Source organism: Streptomyces sp. CC208A (assembly GCF_030010625.1).
Taxonomy (GTDB): Bacteria; Actinomycetota; Actinomycetes; order Streptomycetales; family Streptomycetaceae; genus Streptomyces.
The window spans coordinates 61,705-78,018 of record NZ_JASCXN010000019.1 but is presented as its reverse complement, the minus strand read 5'-3'; the positions used below and the strand labels follow the sequence as shown (position 1 = coordinate 78,018).

16 protein-coding genes are annotated in these 16,314 nt (G+C 74.1%); 15 read left to right on the top strand and 1 reads right to left on the bottom strand.

Features of this window, described 5'->3' with window-relative positions:
• Positions 1–68 precede the first annotated feature (68 nt).
• The 5 genes from QK442_RS21060 to QK442_RS21040 all read left to right on the top strand — a co-directional run bounded on the left by QK442_RS21060 (position 69) and on the right by QK442_RS21040 (position 4,574).
• Positions 69–602 (top strand): helix-turn-helix domain-containing protein, encoded by a 534-nt coding sequence (locus tag QK442_RS21060; RefSeq protein WP_282695549.1) that lies wholly within the window; start codon positions 69–71, stop codon positions 600–602.
• A 71-nt stretch (positions 603–673) separates the two neighbouring features.
• On the top strand, positions 674–988 hold the full coding sequence (locus QK442_RS21055) for a DUF6412 domain-containing protein (protein ID WP_282695548.1): 315 nt from the start codon (positions 674–676) through the stop codon (positions 986–988).
• Between the two features lie 151 nt (positions 989–1,139).
• Complete coding sequence (gene yidC / locus QK442_RS21050; RefSeq protein ID WP_282695609.1) at positions 1,140–1,874, top strand: membrane protein insertase YidC; 735 nt, start codon at positions 1,140–1,142, stop codon at positions 1,872–1,874.
• A gap of 104 nt (positions 1,875–1,978) precedes the next feature.
• Entirely contained in the window at positions 1,979–2,848 is an 870-nt protein-coding gene (locus QK442_RS21045; RefSeq protein WP_282695547.1) for a fumarylacetoacetate hydrolase family protein, read from the top strand.
• Between the two features lie 91 nt (positions 2,849–2,939).
• Complete coding sequence (locus QK442_RS21040; RefSeq protein ID WP_282695546.1) at positions 2,940–4,574, top strand: choice-of-anchor A family protein; 1,635 nt, start codon at positions 2,940–2,942, stop codon at positions 4,572–4,574.
• On the opposite strand, the gene QK442_RS21035 is transcribed toward QK442_RS21040, so the two are convergent.
• Positions 4,537–5,649, bottom strand: coding sequence for a Gfo/Idh/MocA family oxidoreductase (locus QK442_RS21035; RefSeq protein ID WP_282695545.1), 1,113 nt, complete (start codon positions 5,647–5,649; stop codon positions 4,537–4,539). The two genes, QK442_RS21040 and QK442_RS21035, sit on opposite strands and share 38 nt — an antisense overlap.
• Positions 5,650–5,705: 56 nt before the next feature.
• Here QK442_RS21035 and QK442_RS21030 point away from each other — a divergent pair, with 56 nt between their 5' ends.
• The 10 genes from QK442_RS21030 (at position 5,706) to QK442_RS20985 (ending at position 16,313) form a co-directional block, all read left to right on the top strand.
• On the top strand, positions 5,706–6,923 hold the full coding sequence (locus QK442_RS21030) for an ROK family transcriptional regulator (RefSeq protein ID WP_282695544.1): 1,218 nt from the start codon (positions 5,706–5,708) through the stop codon (positions 6,921–6,923).
• A 229-nt stretch (positions 6,924–7,152) separates the two neighbouring features.
• Complete coding sequence (locus tag QK442_RS21025) at positions 7,153–7,995, top strand: hypothetical protein (protein ID WP_282695543.1); 843 nt, start codon at positions 7,153–7,155, stop codon at positions 7,993–7,995.
• 58 nt (positions 7,996–8,053) lie between these two features.
• Positions 8,054–8,839 carry a GntR family transcriptional regulator gene (locus QK442_RS21020; RefSeq protein ID WP_282695542.1) on the top strand — a complete coding sequence of 262 codons (786 nt, stop codon included), beginning with the start codon at positions 8,054–8,056 and terminating at the stop codon, positions 8,837–8,839.
• Between the two features lie 135 nt (positions 8,840–8,974).
• The gene (locus QK442_RS21015) at positions 8,975–10,096 is read left to right on the top strand and encodes a TIGR03364 family FAD-dependent oxidoreductase (protein ID WP_282695541.1); all 1,122 of its coding nucleotides are present in this window, start codon (positions 8,975–8,977) and stop codon (positions 10,094–10,096) included.
• Positions 10,097–10,099: 3 nt separating this feature from the next.
• Positions 10,100–10,780, top strand: coding sequence for a phosphonatase-like hydrolase (locus tag QK442_RS21010; RefSeq protein WP_282695540.1), 681 nt, complete (start codon positions 10,100–10,102; stop codon positions 10,778–10,780).
• Positions 10,777–11,829: an ABC transporter ATP-binding protein gene (locus QK442_RS21005; RefSeq protein ID WP_282695539.1), complete on the top strand. Its 1,053-nt coding sequence runs from the start codon at positions 10,777–10,779 to the stop codon at positions 11,827–11,829. The genes QK442_RS21010 and QK442_RS21005 overlap by 4 nt, the downstream gene beginning before the upstream one ends.
• Entirely contained in the window at positions 11,822–12,766 is a 945-nt protein-coding gene (locus tag QK442_RS21000; RefSeq protein ID WP_282695538.1) for a 2-aminoethylphosphonate ABC transporter permease subunit, read from the top strand. Before QK442_RS21005 ends, QK442_RS21000 begins: the two co-directional genes overlap by 8 nt.
• Positions 12,753–13,550, top strand: coding sequence for an ABC transporter permease subunit (locus QK442_RS20995; RefSeq protein WP_282695537.1), 798 nt, complete (start codon positions 12,753–12,755; stop codon positions 13,548–13,550). The genes QK442_RS21000 and QK442_RS20995 overlap by 14 nt, the downstream gene beginning before the upstream one ends.
• 28 nt (positions 13,551–13,578) lie before the next feature.
• Positions 13,579–14,637 carry a 2-aminoethylphosphonate ABC transporter substrate-binding protein gene (locus QK442_RS20990; RefSeq protein WP_282695536.1) on the top strand — a complete coding sequence of 353 codons (1,059 nt, stop codon included), beginning with the start codon at positions 13,579–13,581 and terminating at the stop codon, positions 14,635–14,637.
• Positions 14,638–14,771: 134 nt separating this feature from the next.
• Positions 14,772–16,313 carry an alkaline phosphatase family protein gene (locus QK442_RS20985; RefSeq protein ID WP_282695535.1) on the top strand — a complete coding sequence of 514 codons (1,542 nt, stop codon included), beginning with the start codon at positions 14,772–14,774 and terminating at the stop codon, positions 16,311–16,313.
• Position 16,314: the final 1 nt, after the last annotated feature.

Genomic DNA, 16,314 nt, shown 5'->3' with positions numbered 1-16,314 from the left:
TCATTGAACCCGGACCTTACCCCCCCTTGGTTCGTTCAATGAACCCCCTTTTCGGTACGCTGAGGGGCATGGCCCTCGGCAAGGACTACGCCCAGCAGCAGTGCTCCGTCGCCCGCGCCCTCGAAATCGTCGGCGAGCGCTGGACCCTCCTCGTCGTGCGCGACGCCTTCTACGGCGTCCGCCGCTACAGCGACTTCCTCGCCCACCTCGGCGCCCCCCGCGCCGTCCTCGCCGCCCGCCTCCAGGCCCTCGTCGACGCCGGCGTCCTCGACCGGCGCCGCTACCAGGACTCCCCGCCGCGCGACGAGTACGTCCTCACCGACCGCGGCATCGCCCTCTGGCCCGTGCTGCGCGCCCTCGGCACCTGGGGGAGGGGCGAGATCCCCGGCACCCTCCCCATGCGTCACTTCCACCACGCCGACTGCGGCACCGAACTCGGCCCGCACGGCGACTGCCCCGCCTGCCGCGTCCCCGTCGCCCCCGCCGACATCGAGATGCGGCCCGGCGCCGGGCTCGACCCCGACCCCGCCGACCCCGTCGGCCGCGCGCTCCTCCAGCCCCGCCGGCTCCTCGTCCCGCTGGACCCGGCGGCGACCTCGTAGAGCCGGGAACTCTCTCGTACTCCGCTTCGTCCTACCTCCTGGACAGTGAAGTTCGGGGAACGGGGGGTGCGATGAGCGGGAGTCTGGTCCTGCGCCGAGTCGCGCCCCTCGTCGCCCTTCTGGCCGTGTTCTTCGCCTTCGCGGTGTCGTTCGCCGGGCTGCTCCTCTCGGACGGGTCCCTCGGCGCGGCCGTCGCCGTCGCCGTCTCCGCCGCCGTCTGTGCCCTCATCGGCGCCCGTACGGCTCCGAGCGCGCCGCCCGCCCTCATACGCACCGCGCTACGGGACCGGGCCCGCCGTACGGCCTTCCTCCCGCAGTGCGACCCCGACGCCGCCGGCCGCCGCCGGCCCCGGGCGCCCGGCCGTCCCCTCCCGGCGGCCGCGTAGGCGTTCTCCTGCCTCCTTGGAGAGGCGCCTTCGCGCGGTCCGTCATGCCGAGTCACACCATCCCCGGCACGACGAACCCCGGAGGGTTCCCTTGTCCCTGCCCCTGTCCCTGTCTCTTGCCGCGTCCACGTCCACGTCCACGTCCACGTCCCTGTCCTTCTCCGTCTTCCCTTCCCCCTTCCTCGACGCCTTCTCCGTGCTCGTCGAGCAGCTCGCCGCGCTCCTCCAGCCGCTCTTCGCCGGGGCCTCGACCGCCGCCGCCGTCGTCCTCTTCACCGCCCTCGTCCGGCTCGCCGTCCACCCCCTCTCCCGCGCCGCCGTCCGGGGGCAGGAGGCCCGGGTGCGGCTCGCGCCGCAGGTCGCGGCGCTGCGCGAGAAGCACAAGCACCGGCCGGAGCGGCTCCAGCGGGCGGTCCTGGAGCTGCACGCGGAGGAGAAGGTCTCGCCGCTCGCCGGGATCCTGCCGGGGCTGCTCCAGGTGCCCGCGTTCCTCCTCCTGTACTCCCTCTTCTCCTCCGGCGACCGGATGGCCGGGCACAGCCTCCTCGCCGCCCCGCTGGACGCACGCTGGGCCGACACCCTCGGCCACGGCGGGCCCTTCGGGGCGGCCGGTCTCGTGTACCTGGCGCTCTTCGCGCTGACCGCCGCCGTCGCCGCGTACCAGTACCGGCGGACCCGGCGGCAGCTCGCCGACGGGCCGCAGGCCCCCACCCCGCAGGCGCTCGCCAAGGTGCTGCCGCTGCTCTCCTTCGGCACCGTCGTGACCGTCGCCTTCGTCCCGCTCGCCGTCGGGCTCTACCTCGTCACCAGCACCACCTGGGCCGTCGTCGAGCGCTCCCTACTCACGCGTAAGGGTCCGCAGGCTGAACGGGGTCTTGCGGGCTGAACCGGAGTCTTGGAGGATCCGACCAATCCTCCGATGGCCGCACTCCATCGGCCGGGGCACCGAAGGGCCTCCCCGGGGCCCACCTCGACCACAGGGAGAAGACCATGAAGCTGCTGCGCGTCGGCCCGCCGGGCGCCGAGCGTCCCGCCCTCCTCGACGGGGGCGGGACCCTCCGTGACCTGTCCTCCTTCACCGACGACATCGACGGCGGCCTGCTCGCCGACACCGCCGCGCTCGACCGGATCCGCGCCGCCGCGGAGGCCGGCGTGCTTCCCGCGTACGGCGGTACCGGCGACGCCACCGGGCTGCGCGTCGGGCCGCCGGTCGGCCGGATCGGCAAGGTCGTGTGCATCGGGCTGAACTACCACGGCCACGCCGCCGAGACCGGGCAGGCCACCCCGGCCGAGCCGGTCGTCTTCCTCAAGGCCGCCGACACCGTCGTCGGCCCCGACGACACCGTGCTCGTGCCGCGCGGCTCGGTGAAGACGGACTGGGAGGTCGAGCTGGCGATCGTCATCGGCCGGACCGCCCGCTACCTGGAGACCGACGAGGAGGCCCTGGCGCACGTCGCCGGGTACGCGCTCGCGCACGACGTCTCGGAGCGCGAGTTCCAGATCGAGCGCGGCGGCACCTGGGACAAGGGCAAGAACTGCGAGACCTTCAACCCGCTCGGGCCCTGGCTGGTGACCGCCGACGAGGTGCCCGACCCGCAGGACCTCACCCTGCGCCTGTGGGTCAACGGCGAGCTGAAGCAGGAGGGCCACACCTCCGACCAGATCTTCCCGGTCGCCGAGGTCGTGCGGTACGTGAGCCGGTTCATGACCCTCTACCCCGGCGACGTCATCAACACCGGCACGCCCGCCGGCGTCGCCATGGGGCAGCCGGAGCCCAAGCCGTACCTCCGCCCCGGCGACGTCGTCGAGCTGGAGATCGAGGGCCTGGGACGCCAGCGGCAGGAGCTGAAAAGCGCCTGACCGGGGCCGGTGGGCCGGGCGTGGAGCAAATCTGGTGGCACCCCGCGTGGGGTGCCACCATTTTCATGCTTTTTTATGCATATTGCGGCATATGGAATCCGTGAAGAGCGCACAGACCGCTCACCGCCGCAGATCCCGTCTCGCCCTGTCCGCCGCGACGGCGGTCCTCGCCGCCGGCGCCCTCGTCGGCGGCCTCGCCGTCACCAGCGGCGTCGCCGACCCGCTGCCCGGTGGGCTCGGCCCCTGCGAACCCGGTACGTGCCCGCCCGAGTACCCCGACATCAACAACGGCACCGTCCTGTGGCGGGACAACGCCGTCAACGTCTTCGTCGGCGGCGACTTCCTCGTCCGCGAGGCCGCCGCCGAGGCCGAGGGCAAGGTCGTCGTCCTCGGCGGCTTCGACCAGAACAAGCGCGAGGGCGCCTCCGCCGTCTACAACGTGGGCGTCGCCGGGGTCGGTTCGCGCGTCGTGCCCGACAACGGCACCGACTTCCTCAGCGTCGGCGGGAACATCACCGTCGCCACCGGGCAGCGCCTCCTCACCGAGGAGGGCACGGTCACCGGCAGGACGGTGTACGCGGGCACCGCCACCGGCACCGTGGTCCCGGACGCCGTGCAGGAGGCCGACGCGGTCGCCCCGTACACCGCGCTGCGCGACCAGCTCACCGCCGCCAGCCGCTGCTACGCGTACCCGGAGGGCGGCACCACCCCCCGCACCCCGACCGGAACCGCCGTCAACAACGACTACGAGACCCTTTTCACCGGCGACGGCACCTCCGCGCTCCAGGTCTTCGACGTCGACTTCGACCTGGAGTCGGCGAGCGGCGGGCAGCAGGGCATCCGCTTCGAGAACATCCCCGCGGGCGCGACCGTCCTCGTCAACCTCCGCGGTGCCGAGCGGACCGTCGACAGCTACATCGACGGTCTGCCGGGGCTGCGCGACCGGCTGCTGTGGAACTTCCCCGACGCGACCCGGGTGAAGTTCGAGGGCACCGCGCAGTTCGCGGGCAGCGTCCTCGTCGGCAACCAGGCCAGCACCGCGACCATCACCATGCCCGGCATGAACGGCCGCTTCTTCACCACCGGCAACCTGACCCACGCGTCCGAGCCGAGCGGGGGCGGCGGCCAGGAGATCCACAACTACCCGTTCGACGGCGACCTGCCGTCCTGCGACGAGACCAGCCCGACGCCGACGGAGCCGACGCCGACCGAGCCGACTCCGACGGAGCCGACTCCGACGGAGCCGACGCCGACGGAGCCGACGCCGACGGAGCCGACGCCGACGGAGCCGACGCCGACGGAGCCGACGCCGACCGAGCCGACCCCGACGGAGCCGACGCCGACCGAGCCCACCCCGACGGAGCCGACGCCGACCGAGCCGACCCCGACGGAGCCGACGCCGACCGAGCCCACCCCGACCGAGCCCACCCCCACCGAACCGACGCCCACCGAGCCCACCCCCAGCCCGACCGAATCCGCCGACGGCGGTACGACCGACGGCGGCTACGGTGACGACACGGGCGGCTACGGCGACGACACCGGCGGCGGTTACGGCGACGACGGCAAAGGCGGCCACCACGGCCCCCACGGCGGCGGGCAGCTCCCCGAGACCGGTGCCGGCACCGGCAAGGTCGTCATGGGCGTGACGGCGGCCGGGCTCGCCCTCGGCGGCGGTGTCCTCGTCGCCGTCAGCCGTCGGCGCCGTCGGCAGGACGGGGCAGCCTGACCGTGACGCCCTCGCGGGCCGAGCGCCTCGCCGCCTCCAGGACGTCCAGGGCGGCGGCCGCCTCGTGCGCGGTGACCGGGTTCGGGCCGGTGCCGCGCAGGGCGGCGGCGACGGCCGCGTAGTACGCCGGGTAGTTCCCCGGGACCGACGGGACCGGCGTCCCGCCGCCGGTCAGCGGGGACTCCCCGGCGCCGATCCGGCCCCACAGCGCCTCCGGCTCCACGCCCCAGGGCGTGTCGCCGCCCGGCCGCAGCCCCTCGCGCAGCGCCGTCTCCTGCGGGTCGAGGCCGTACGTCACGAAGCCGGCGCGCTGGCCGAGCACCCGGAAGCGGGGGCCGAGCTGGGCGGCGGTGGCGCTCACGTACAGGTGGGAGCGGACGCCGTTCGCGTGCGTGAGCGCGAGGAAGGTGTCGTCGTCGGCCTCCGCGCGGGGGCGGCGGACGTCCGACTCGGCGTAGACGGAGACGGCGGGGCCGAAGAGGACCAGCGCCTGGTCGACGACGTGGCTGCCGAGGTCGTAGAGGAGCCCGCCGATCTCCTCCGGGGCGCCGGACTCGCGCCAGCCGCCCTTGGGGCGCGGCCGCCACCGCTCGAAGCGCGACTCGAAGCGCTGGACCTCGCCGAGCTCGCCCTCGTCGAGGAGGCGGCGGAGGGTGAGGAAGTCGCTGTCCCAGCGCCGGTTCTGGAAGACGGAGAGCAGCAGCCCCCGCTCCTCGGCGAGCTCCGCGAGGCCGCGCGCCTCGGCGGCGGTCGCGGCGAGCGGCTTGTCGACGACGACCGGCAGCCCGGCCCGCAGGGCGGCGTCGGCGATCGGGACGTGGGTCTTGTTGGGGGACGCGACGACGACGAGGTCGAGCCCGGGGGCCCCTTCCGCCCAGAGCTCCTCCGGGCGGGCGAACACCTCCACACCCGGGTGCGCGGCCCGCGCCTCCGCCGCGCGCTCGGGGTTGCCGGTGGTGACGGCGGCGAGCGTCAGGTCGGGGGAGGCGGCGATCAGCGGGGCGTGGAAGACGGAGCCCGCGAGGCCGTAGCCGACGAGGCCGACGCGGAGGGGGGAGGGGAAGGGGACAGTCATGGACGTCACTTAAGCAACGCTGTTGCCGAAGTGCAAGCAGGGGGGAGAATGGGCCGGTGACGGTGACATGGAGGGACCCCGGCGGCGGAGCCAACCTCGCGGCGCTGCGCGGCCACAACGCGGCGCTCGTGCTCGACCTGCTGCGCACGGCGGGCGAGGAGGGCATCAGCCGCCTCGAACTGGCCGAGCGCACCGGCCTCACCCCGCAGGCCGTCAGCAAGATCACCGCCCGGCTGCGCGCCGAGGGCCTGGCCGCAGAGGCCGGCCGCCGCGCCTCGACCGGCGGCAAGCCCCGTACGGTGCTGCGCCTGGTCCCCACCGCCGCGTACGCCGTCGGCGCCCACCTCGACCGCGACGGCCTGACCCTCGCCCTCGCGGACCTCACCGGCACCCCCGTCGCCCTCCGCCACCACCCCCTGACCCTGGCCGAGGGCCCGGAACCGGCCCTGACGGTCCTGACGGAGGAGGTACGGGCGCTCCTGGCCGGGGCCGGGCACACCATGGGTGGTGTGCTCGGCGCCGGGGTGGCCATGCCCGGGCCGCTGGACCATCCGCGCGGGGTGGCGGGGCGGGTGACGGGGGCGCCGGTGTGGGACGGGCACGCGGTACGGGACGTGCTGGAGGCGCGGCTCGGGCTGCCCGTCACGCTCGACAAGGACACCAACGCCGCCGCCCTCGGCCTCGCCGTCCGCCCCGGCGCACCCCGCTCCTTCGCCTACGTCCACCTCGGTACGGGGCTCGGCACCGGGCTCGTCCTCGGCGGCGTCCCGCTGCGCGGCGAGCGGACGGGGGCTGGCGAACTTGGCCACCAGACCGTCCTGCTCGACGGGCCGCCGTGCGTCTGCGGGGCGCGCGGCTGCCTGGAGGCGCTGTGCCTCGCGGCGGTGGCGCGCGGCGACCTGCCCGAAGCCGCGCGGATCCTCGGCACCGGCGCGGCCAACCTCGTCCGGCTCCTCGACATCGACCGGGTGCTGCTCGGCGGACGGGCCGTCCTGGACGCGCCCGGGCTCTTCGCGGACGGGGTGGCCGGTGTGCTCGCAGGGCTCCGGCTCCCGACCCCCGTCGAGGTGGCGGCCGACCCGCACGCGGTGGCCGTCGGCGCGGCCCACCTCGTCCTGGCCCCCCTCTTCGGCCAGGACCCCGCGCAGACTCGCCCCTCCGGGCGGCCCGGCCCGCCGGAGCAGGCCGGTTCTTCCGTGCAGGCCGGTCGACCGGAGCAGGCCGGTTCTTCCGCGCAGGCCGGTCGACCGGAGCGAGCCCGCCCTCCCGCGTAGGCCAGACGACCGGAGTAAACCCGCCCTCCCGCGCACGCCGGTCCACCGGAGTGAGCCCGCCCAAGCCCGCCCACAGAAACCCGTTCATCGGAAAGTCGGACCATACGCTGATCGGGCGGATTCCCGGGCCGGTCAGGGCTCCGCCCGGTGTCGCCGCCCGTTCCCGACCGGCCCGTGTGGCAGCGTCGCGGGCGAGCCGTACGTCCGCGAGCAGCAAAGGCACCCGCCCATGGCACCCGCCCCCCGGCCCCTGCGCAGCGCTCCCGCCCTCGCCACCGTGGCCGTCGCCCTGTCCCTCACCCTGCCCGCCACCGCCCCCGCCGGGGCGGCCTCCGAACCCGCCCCCGCCCCGGCCCCCGCCTGCGGCAGCGCCTCCGACGCGCGCTTCCCGCTCGACACCCGGATCCACGACGGGCCCGCCGACTACCCCGCCGGAGGGGAGTTCCGCTCCTGGGAGCTGGAGCTGCGCAACACCACCGGCAGCCCCTGCACCGAGGTGCACCCGGTGCTCGTCCTCACCGACGAGGAGCGGGCCCTGCGGCCGGAGCAGATCCGGTTCGAGTTCTACGACGCGGAGGCCGCGCGCTGGCGGCCGGTCGCCTTCGAGGCGACGGAGGAGGCCGAGAGCATCGGCGCCTTCACCGGCTTCGGCGGCTTCGCCGTCCCGGCCCGACGGGCCGTCACCGTCCCCGTCCGGCTCGCCTTCCGGGCGGACGCCGTCCCCCAGGAGGTCGTCGTCAACGCCGCGCTCGTCCAGCGCCGGGGCGGGGACGGCGACTGGGTCGGCCGCTCCGACGACTACCGCCTCACGATCGGCCCGCCCGCGCCCGCCGCGCCCGCCACCCCCTCCGTACACCCTTCCCGCCCCGCCCCCACCCCCGTACCCGACGCCTCCCCCCGGCCCCCCGCCGACCGGCACCCCGAAGCCCCCGCCCCCCACCCGCGCCCCGAACTCGCCCACACCGGGCCGGAGGACGCCACCCCCCTGGCCCCCTGGGCCGCGGCCCTCGCCCTCGCCGGCGCCCTCCTCACCCGCGCCGCCCGCCGCCTCGGGGGCGGCCCCCGCCCCTGAACCTGCGGATCACCCTCCGTACACCCTCCCGTTCACTCGGGTCTGCGACGATCCCGGGGTGAACCAGCACCACGCCCCGACCGCCCCCGGCGCCCCCAGCACCCCCGGCGCCCCCGTCCGCTCCGGTGTCCCGGAGCACGGCCGGGTGCCCAAGTACTACGCCGTGAAGGCGCGACTCGCCGTCCTCGTCGACGAGTTGGGGGAGGGCGGCGCGCTGCCCACCGAGCGCGACCTCGCCGTCCGGTACGAGGTGTCCCGCGAGACCGTCCGGCAGGCGCTGCGCGAACTCCTCCTGGAGGGCAGGCTGCGCCGGCAGGGGCGGGGCACGGTCGTCGCCGGGCCCAAGCTCGAACAGCCCCTCTCGCTCGCCAGTTACACCGAGGGCGTCCGCCGCCAGGGCCGCCGTCCCGGCCGCGGCCTCATCTCCCTCGACCGCTTCCCCTGCCCCGACGCGCTCGCCCCCGAGGTCGGCGTGGCGCCCGGTGCGCCCGTCTGGCACATGGAGCGGGTGCTGCTCGCCGACGACGAGCGGGTCGGCCTGGAGAGCACGTACGTCTCCGAGGCCCGGGTCCCGCGCCTGGACACCGACTTCGACCCGGACTCCTCCTTCTACGGCTACCTCCGCGACCGGCTCGGCATCTCCTTCGGCGACGCCGACGAGCGGATCGAGACGGTGCTCGCCACCCCGCGCGAAGCCCTGCTCATCGGCACCCCGCCCGCCCTGCCGATGCTGCTCCTCCACCGCGTCTCCCGCGACGAGGACGGCCGGCCCCTGGAACGGGTCCGCACCCTCTACCGAGGCGACCGCTTCAGCTTCACCGCCCATCTCGGACGCCAGGAATAACCACTTCCATCCCGAATCGCCTACCCCCTAGCATCACGAGAAGATAACGGGTCTGGTCCAAGCTTGTCGGGCCGTTCACCGCCCCGTCGTCCACCCGACCGGCCCGCGCCACCCACCGCCCCGACCGTGGACGGCATGAAGGTGATCGTCGTAGGAGCCGGCGTGGTGGGCACCATGCACGCCTGGCAGGCACTGGAACGCGGCCACGAGGTCGTGCACATCGAGCGCGAGGCCGAGGCGCGCGGAGCCTCCCTGAGGAACTTCGGCCAGATCTGGGTCAGCGGCCGCGCGGGCGGCGAGGAACTCGCCACCGCCCTGCGCGCCCGCGAGCTGTGGGAGGCCGTCGGCGCCCGCGTCCCCCGCCTCGGCTTCCGGGCGATCGGCTCCCTCACCCCCGTCCGCGGCGCCCTCGAACTCGCCGTCGCCGAGGCCGCCGTGGCCCGCGAGGACGCCGCCGCGCGCGGCTACAAGCTGCTCACCCCCGAGGAGGCACGAGCGGTGAACCCCGCCCTGCGCGGCGCCTTCGACGCCGCCCTCTGGTGCGAGCGGGACGCCGCCGTCGAGCCGCGCACCGCGCAACTCGCCCTCCGCGAGGCCCTCCTCGCCACCGGCCGCTACACCTTCCTCCCGAACCGGGAGGTCCGCGAGGTCGTCGGTGAGCACGCCGTCCGCGACGACCACGGCGACCTGCACAGCGGCGACGCCGTCGTCCTGTGCACCGGTGCCTGGCTCTCCGGCCTGGTCCGCGAAGTCGCCGGGCCGCTCCCCGTCCGCCGCGTCCGCCTCCAGATGATGCAGACCGCCCCGCTCGGCGAACCGCTGACGACCTCCGTCGCCGACGCCGACTCCTTCCGCTACTACCCGGCCTACGCCTCCGAGGCGCTCGACGCGCTCAACACCCACCAGGCGCAGGATCCGACCGCCGCCGCCCACAGGATGCAGCTGCTCATGGTGCAGCGGCTCGACGGCGGACTGACCATCGGCGACACCCACGAGTACGAGCACCCCTTCGCCTTCGACACCGTCGAGGACCCCTACGAGCACCTGACCCGCGTCGTCGAGTCCCTCCTCGGCCGCCCGCTGCCCGCGATCCGCCGCCGCTGGGCCGGCGTGTACGCGCAGTGCGTGGACACCACCCGGGTCGTCCACCGCCAGCGGGTACGCGACGGGGTCTGGCTCGTGACCGGCCCCGGCGGCCGCGGCATGACCTGCTCGCCCGCCATTGCCGAGACGACCGCGAACGAACTGGGCTGGTGAGCGATGAAGAACGAACTGGACCTCGTCGTCCTGGACATGGCCGGCACCACCGTCGCCGACGACGGCCTCGTCGAAGCGGCCTTCACCGCCGCCGCCGAACGCCTCGGCGAGGACCCCGCCACGATGATCGACCACGTCCGCGCCACCATGGGCGAATCGAAGATCACCGTCTTCCGCCACCTCTTCGGCGGCGACGAGGAACGCGCCCGCCGCGCCAACCTCGCCTTCGAGCGGGTCTACGGCGAACTCGTCGACGGCGGCAGGATCGCCCCCGTCCCCGGAGCCGCCGAGACCGTCGCCGCCCTCCGCGAGCAGGGCCGTACCGTCGTCCTCACCACCGGCTTCGCCCGCGTCACCCAGGACGCCCTCCTCGACGCGCTCGGCTGGCGGGACCTGGCCGACCTCACCCTCTGCCCGGCCGACGCCGGCGGACGCGGACGCCCGTACCCGGACATGGTCCTCACCGCCCTCCTCCGTACCGGAGCCGTCGACGACGTCCGCCGGATCGCGGTCGCCGGCGACACCTCGTACGACATGCTCAGCGGCGCCCGCGCCGGCGCCGGACTCGTCGCCGGCGTCCTCACCGGCGCCCACCGCGCGCCCGCCCTCACCGGACACGGCGCCACCCACGTCCTCGGCTCCGTCGCCGAACTCCCGGAAGCGATAAGGGAGTACGAGTCGTGACCAGCGGCATCCGCTTCGACGGCGTCTCCGTCGCCTACGGGGGCACCACCGTCCTCGACGCGTTCACCCTCACCGTCGAACCCGGCGAGGTCATGGCCCTCCTCGGGCCCTCAGGATCCGGCAAGACCACCGCCCTGCGCACGGTCGCCGGCTTCGTCCGCCCCTTCGCCGGCCGCGTCCACATCGGCGACCGGGACGTCACCGACCTCCCCCCGTACAAGCGGGGCATCGGCATGGTCGTCCAGCAGTACGCCCTCTTCCCGCACCTGCGCGTCGACGAGAACGTGGCCTTCGGACTCAAGGCGCGGAAGCACCCCCGGGCCGAGATCCCCGGCCGGGTCGCCGAGGCCCTGGAGATGACCGGCATGGGCGCCTACGCCAGGCGCCACCCCCGCGAACTCTCCGGCGGACAGCAGCAGCGTGTGGCCATCGCCCGTGCCCTCGCCATCCGCCCCGACGTCCTCCTCCTCGACGAACCGCTCTCCGCGCTCGACGCCCAGCTCCGCTCCGGCATGCTCGCCGAACTCGCCCGGCTCCACCGCGAACTCCCCGACGTCTCCGTCCTGTACGTCACGCACGACCAGGTCGAGGCGCTCACCCTCGCCGACCGGATCGCCGTCATGGACCGGGCCAGGCTCCAGGACTGCGGCACCCCGCAGGAGCTGTACCGGCGCCCCCGCACCGAGTTCACCGCCTCCTTCGTCGGTAACGCCAACCTGCTGCCGGTCCGGGTCGCCGCCGACGGCGTCGACTTCGCCGGCACCGCCCTGAAGGTCCCCGTCGACGGCGCGGCCCCCGGTGCCGCCGCCACCCTCTGCGTACGCCCCCACCTCGTCGGCCTCGGCGAGGGCCCCAACGCCCTGCGCGGCCGGATCGCCGAGGTCCAGTGGCGGGGCGCCACCCACCGCCTGTACGTCGACGTCGACGGGCACCGCGTGAAGGCGGACGTACGGGAGCTGCGGGAGACACCGCGGCTGGGGGCGGAGGTCACGCTGCACTTCGCGCCCGAGGACGCGGTGCTGCTGGGCGCGGGGGTGAGCGATGGCTGAGCACGCTGTCGGTCTCGTGGAACGGCGCCCGGCACCGGGGGGCGTGCCCGCCCTTCCCGCCTGGCTCTGGGCCCTGCCCCCCGTCGCCGTCCTCGCCCTCGTCTTCCTCTACCCCCTCGGCCTCGTCGTCCAGGAGTCCCTCGCCCCCGGCGCCTACGCCGAGGTGTTCTCCTCCGCCGCCTTCCGCGACGCGCTCGTCACCACCGTGTGGCTGGCGCTCGGCGCGACCGTCGGGTGCCTCGTCCTCGGGTTCGTGCTCGCGCTGATCGTGGCGTTCGTGCCCTTCCCCGGCGCGAAGGCGGTCTCCCGGTTCGTCGACGTCTTCCTCTCCTTCCCGTCCTTCCTCATCACCCTCGCCCTGCTCTTCGTGTACGGCACGGTCGGCATGGCCAACGGCCTGTGGACGGGGGCCACGGGGGCCGCCGAGGGGCCCTTCCGGTTCCTCACCACCCCGTGGGGCGTGCTCCTCGCCGAGATCACGTACTTCACGCCCTTCGTGATGCGGCCGCTGCTCGCCGCCTTCTCCCAACTGGACACCGCCCAGCTGGAGGTGGCGTCCTCGCTCGGCGCCCGGCCCGCGCGGATCGTGCGGCGGGTGATCCTCCCCGAGGCGCTGCCCGCGCTCGCGGCCGGCGGCAGCCTCGTCCTCGTGATGTGCCTCAACGAGTTCGGGATCGTGCTCTTCACCGGCGCCAAGGGCGTCACGACCCTCCCGATGCTCGTCTACTCGAAGGCCATCCTCGAATCCGACTACGCCGCCGCCTGCGTGGTCGCCGTCGTCAACGTCGCGATCTCCGTGGGCCTCTACGCCGTCTACCGGACACTGACCACCGCCGGCCGGAGGCCGGCGCGGACGCCCGAAGCGGGGGAGGCGCCCCGGCGCCGAGCCCTGCGAGGGCGTCCACCGGAAGGGAGGCGCCGTCGTGCTGGTGCATAGCCGTACCGGCCGGGCCGCCGCCTGGCTCGTCTTCGCGGTCCTCTTCGTCCCCCTCTTCGCCGTCCCCCTCCTCGTCATCGTCGCCGCCTCCTTCTCCACCCACTGGTCCGGCGCCTTCCCCTCGGGACCGACCGCCGAGCACTACGCGACCGCCGTCCGCGGCGAGTCCCTCCAGGCCCTGACGACCAGCCTCGTCACCGCCGTCGCCGCGAGCCTCCTCGCCCTCGCCCTCGGAACCTGGGCCGCGCTCGCCGCCGCCTCCCTGCGCGGCAGGGGCCGCCGGCTCCTCGACGGCCTCTTCGTGCTGCCGCTCGCCGTGCCGTCGGTGGTGGTCGGCCTCGCCGTCCTGGTGGCCTTCTCCCGGCCGCCGCTGCTCCTCAACGGCACCCGGTGGATCGTGATCCTCGCCCACACGGTGCTGGTCACGGCCTTCGCCCACCAGTCGGTGTCGGCGGCGATCCGCCGCCTCGACCCGATGTACGAGCAGGCGGCGGCCGGGCTCGGCGCCCGGCCCTCGTACGTCCTGTTCCGGGTCAGGCTGCCGCTGCTGCTGCCCTCGCTGGGCGCCGCCGCCGGGCTCTGCTTCGCCCTGTCCATGGGGGAGTTGAGCGCCACGATGATGCTCTACCCGCCGGACTGGATGCCGCTGCCGGTCCTCGTCTTCACCGCCACCGACCGCGGGTCCCTCTTCACCGGATCGGCGCTGGCCGTGGTCCTCATGACCGCGACCCTGCTGGTCCTGCTCGCCGTCTCCCGCATCCGCACCAGAGCCTCGTACCGCTAGGCCCTCACCACCAGGAGAGAACGACGTCATGCTTACGTACGCCAAGCCGGTCGCCGCCGTCACCGGTGTCCTCGCCCTCGCCGCCTCCCTCACCGCCTGCGGCGGCTCCTCCGCCGCCTCCGACGAGAAGGTCGTCACCGTCTACAGCGCCGACGGCCTCAAGGGGGAGAAGGGCGACGGCTGGTACGACAAGGTCTTCGCCGACTTCGAGAAGGAGACCGGCATCAAGGTGAAGTACGTGGAGGGCGGCTCCGGGGAGATGGTCCAGCGGGCCCTCCGCGAGAAGTCCAACACGCAGGCCGACGTGCTCGTCACCCTCCCGCCCTTCATCCAGCAGGCCGGCTCCAAGGGCCTGCTCCAGACGTACGTGCCGAAGGGCGCCGACCAGGTCGACGGCGCCGACAAGGCCGCCGACGGCTCCTGGACCTCCGTCGTCAACAACTACTTCGGCTTCATCCACAACAAGAAGGAGCTGCCCGAGGCCCCCGGCACCTGGGAGGCCCTGCTCGACGGCAAGTTCAAAAACCGGCTCCAGTACTCCACCCCCGGCGTCGCCGGCGACGGCACCGCCGTCCTCATCAAGGCCATGCACGACTTCGGCGGCCAGGCGCCCGCCATGGAGTACCTGAAGAAGCTCCAGGCCAACAACGTCGGCCCCTCCTCCTCCACCTCCAAGCTCGCGCCCAAGGTCGACAAGGGCGAACTCCTCGTCGCCAACGGCGACGTGCAGATGAACTTCGCCCAGGCCAGGTCCATGCCGAACCTCGCCATCTGGTTCCCGGCCAAGGAAGGCGGCAAGCCCACCACCTTCGCCCTGCCCTACGCGGCCGGCCTGGTGGACAAGGCGCCGCACGCCGAGAACGGCAGGAAGCTCCTCGACTTCCTCCTGAGCGAGGGCGCCCAGCGCGAGGCCAGCGCCGTCGGCGGCGGCTTCCCGGCCCGCAAGGACGTCAAGCCCACCGACGCCAACGCCATCGCACTGGCCAGGCTGATGGAGGGCGTCGAGGTCTTCGAACCCGACTGGGCCGACATCGACAAGAACCTCTCCGCCTACGTCGACGCGTGGAAGTCCGCAACCGGAAGCTGAGAGTTCACCGCACGTCCCTCGACCCCCTCGCCGTATAGCGGAAAGATAACGGGTACGGACCAACGCCCCTGAGGAATCAGGGGCGTTGGTCCGTACCCTCACCCCCTTCCATCGCCTTCGCGGAGGACCCCGACATGTCGATCCCCGGCATCTCCCGCCGTACCGTGCTCGCCGCCGGCGCGGCCGGCACCGCCCTCGCCGCCACCGGCCTCGCCACCGCCCCCACGGCCACGGCCGCCGCCCCGACGCTCCCCGACGGCACCAGCTCCGACAAGGTCCTCGTCGTCGGCATGGACGGCCTGCGCCACGACCGCATCGAGGCCGCCGCCGCCCCGAACCTCAAGCGGATGATGGCCGAGGGCACGTACGGACTGTCCCTGCTCTACGCCAACCCGATGGCCGCCACCTCCTCCGGCCCCGGATGGTCGACCATCTCCACGGGCGTCTGGCCCGACAAGCACGGCGTCCGCGACAACAGCTTCACCGGCCGTAACTACACGCAGTACCCGGGCTTCCTGGCCCGCCTCCACCAGGTCAGGCCGCAGCTCTCCCTCTACGCCGCCGTCGACTGGAAGCCGCTCGACACGTACGGCACGGTCACCGCGGGCGCGGACGCGAAGCTCGTCCTCGACGGCGACCGGGACGGCTACGTGGGCCACGACGAGACGATCACCGCCACCAGCGTGAGCGTGCTGCGCGACCAGAACCCGGACGTCGCCTTCGTCTACCTCGGCAACACCGACGTCGTCGCCCACTCCTCCGGCACCGGCCAGAAGTACCTGGACGCCATAGCCGTCCAGGACGCCCAGCTCGGCCGGATGATCGCCGCGGTCGAGGCCCGCCCCACGTACGCCGCCGAGCGCTGGACGGTCATCGTCTGCACCGACCACGGCCACGTGAACACCGGCGGCCACGGCGGCTCCAGCATCGAGGAGCGCCGCACCTTCGTCCTCGCCACTGGCCCCGGCATCGCCGCCGGCGCCCGCCCGATCGACACCCGCCTCGTCGACGTCGCCGCCACCGTCTTCCACCAGCTCGGCATCGCCCCCGACCCGTCCTGGGGCCTCGACGGCAAGCCGATCCAGGCCCGCACCACCGACCCCTTCGACAGCCTCCAGTCCTCCCTCACCGGCCGCGTCGACGAGGCCGGCATCCCCGCCGGCGTCCTCGGCTTCACCCACACCCCGCCCAGCGGCTGGTCCGTCATCGACAACGCCATGGGCACCGGCGGTGTGACCGAGTGGCGCGGCTGGTCCTTCGCCACCGACGAGTTCTGGTCCCGCACCCACCGCGACCAGTGGCGCGAGCTCAACGTCCGCGCCCGGGGCGTCTTCGCCGTCGCCGACTCCGACGAGTGGGCCGACAAGTCCTTCTCGGGCACGTACGACTCCACCCTGGTCACCCCGGCGTACGCGGTCTCCGGCGCGAGCCGGGTCACCCTCGGCTTCACCACCCTCTACCGCCAGGAGGGCTCCCAGACCGCCCAGATCCTGGCCTCCTTCAACGGCGGCACCCCGACCGTCGTCAAGAGCTACACCTCCGACGTCCTCTCCCAGCCGCAGACGGTCACCGTCCCCGTCCCCGCCGGCGCGTCGAACGTCAGCTTCCGCTTCCGGTACACGGGGTCCAACAACTGGTACTGGACGGTCGACGGGGTCACCGTGACCACTTCCTGAC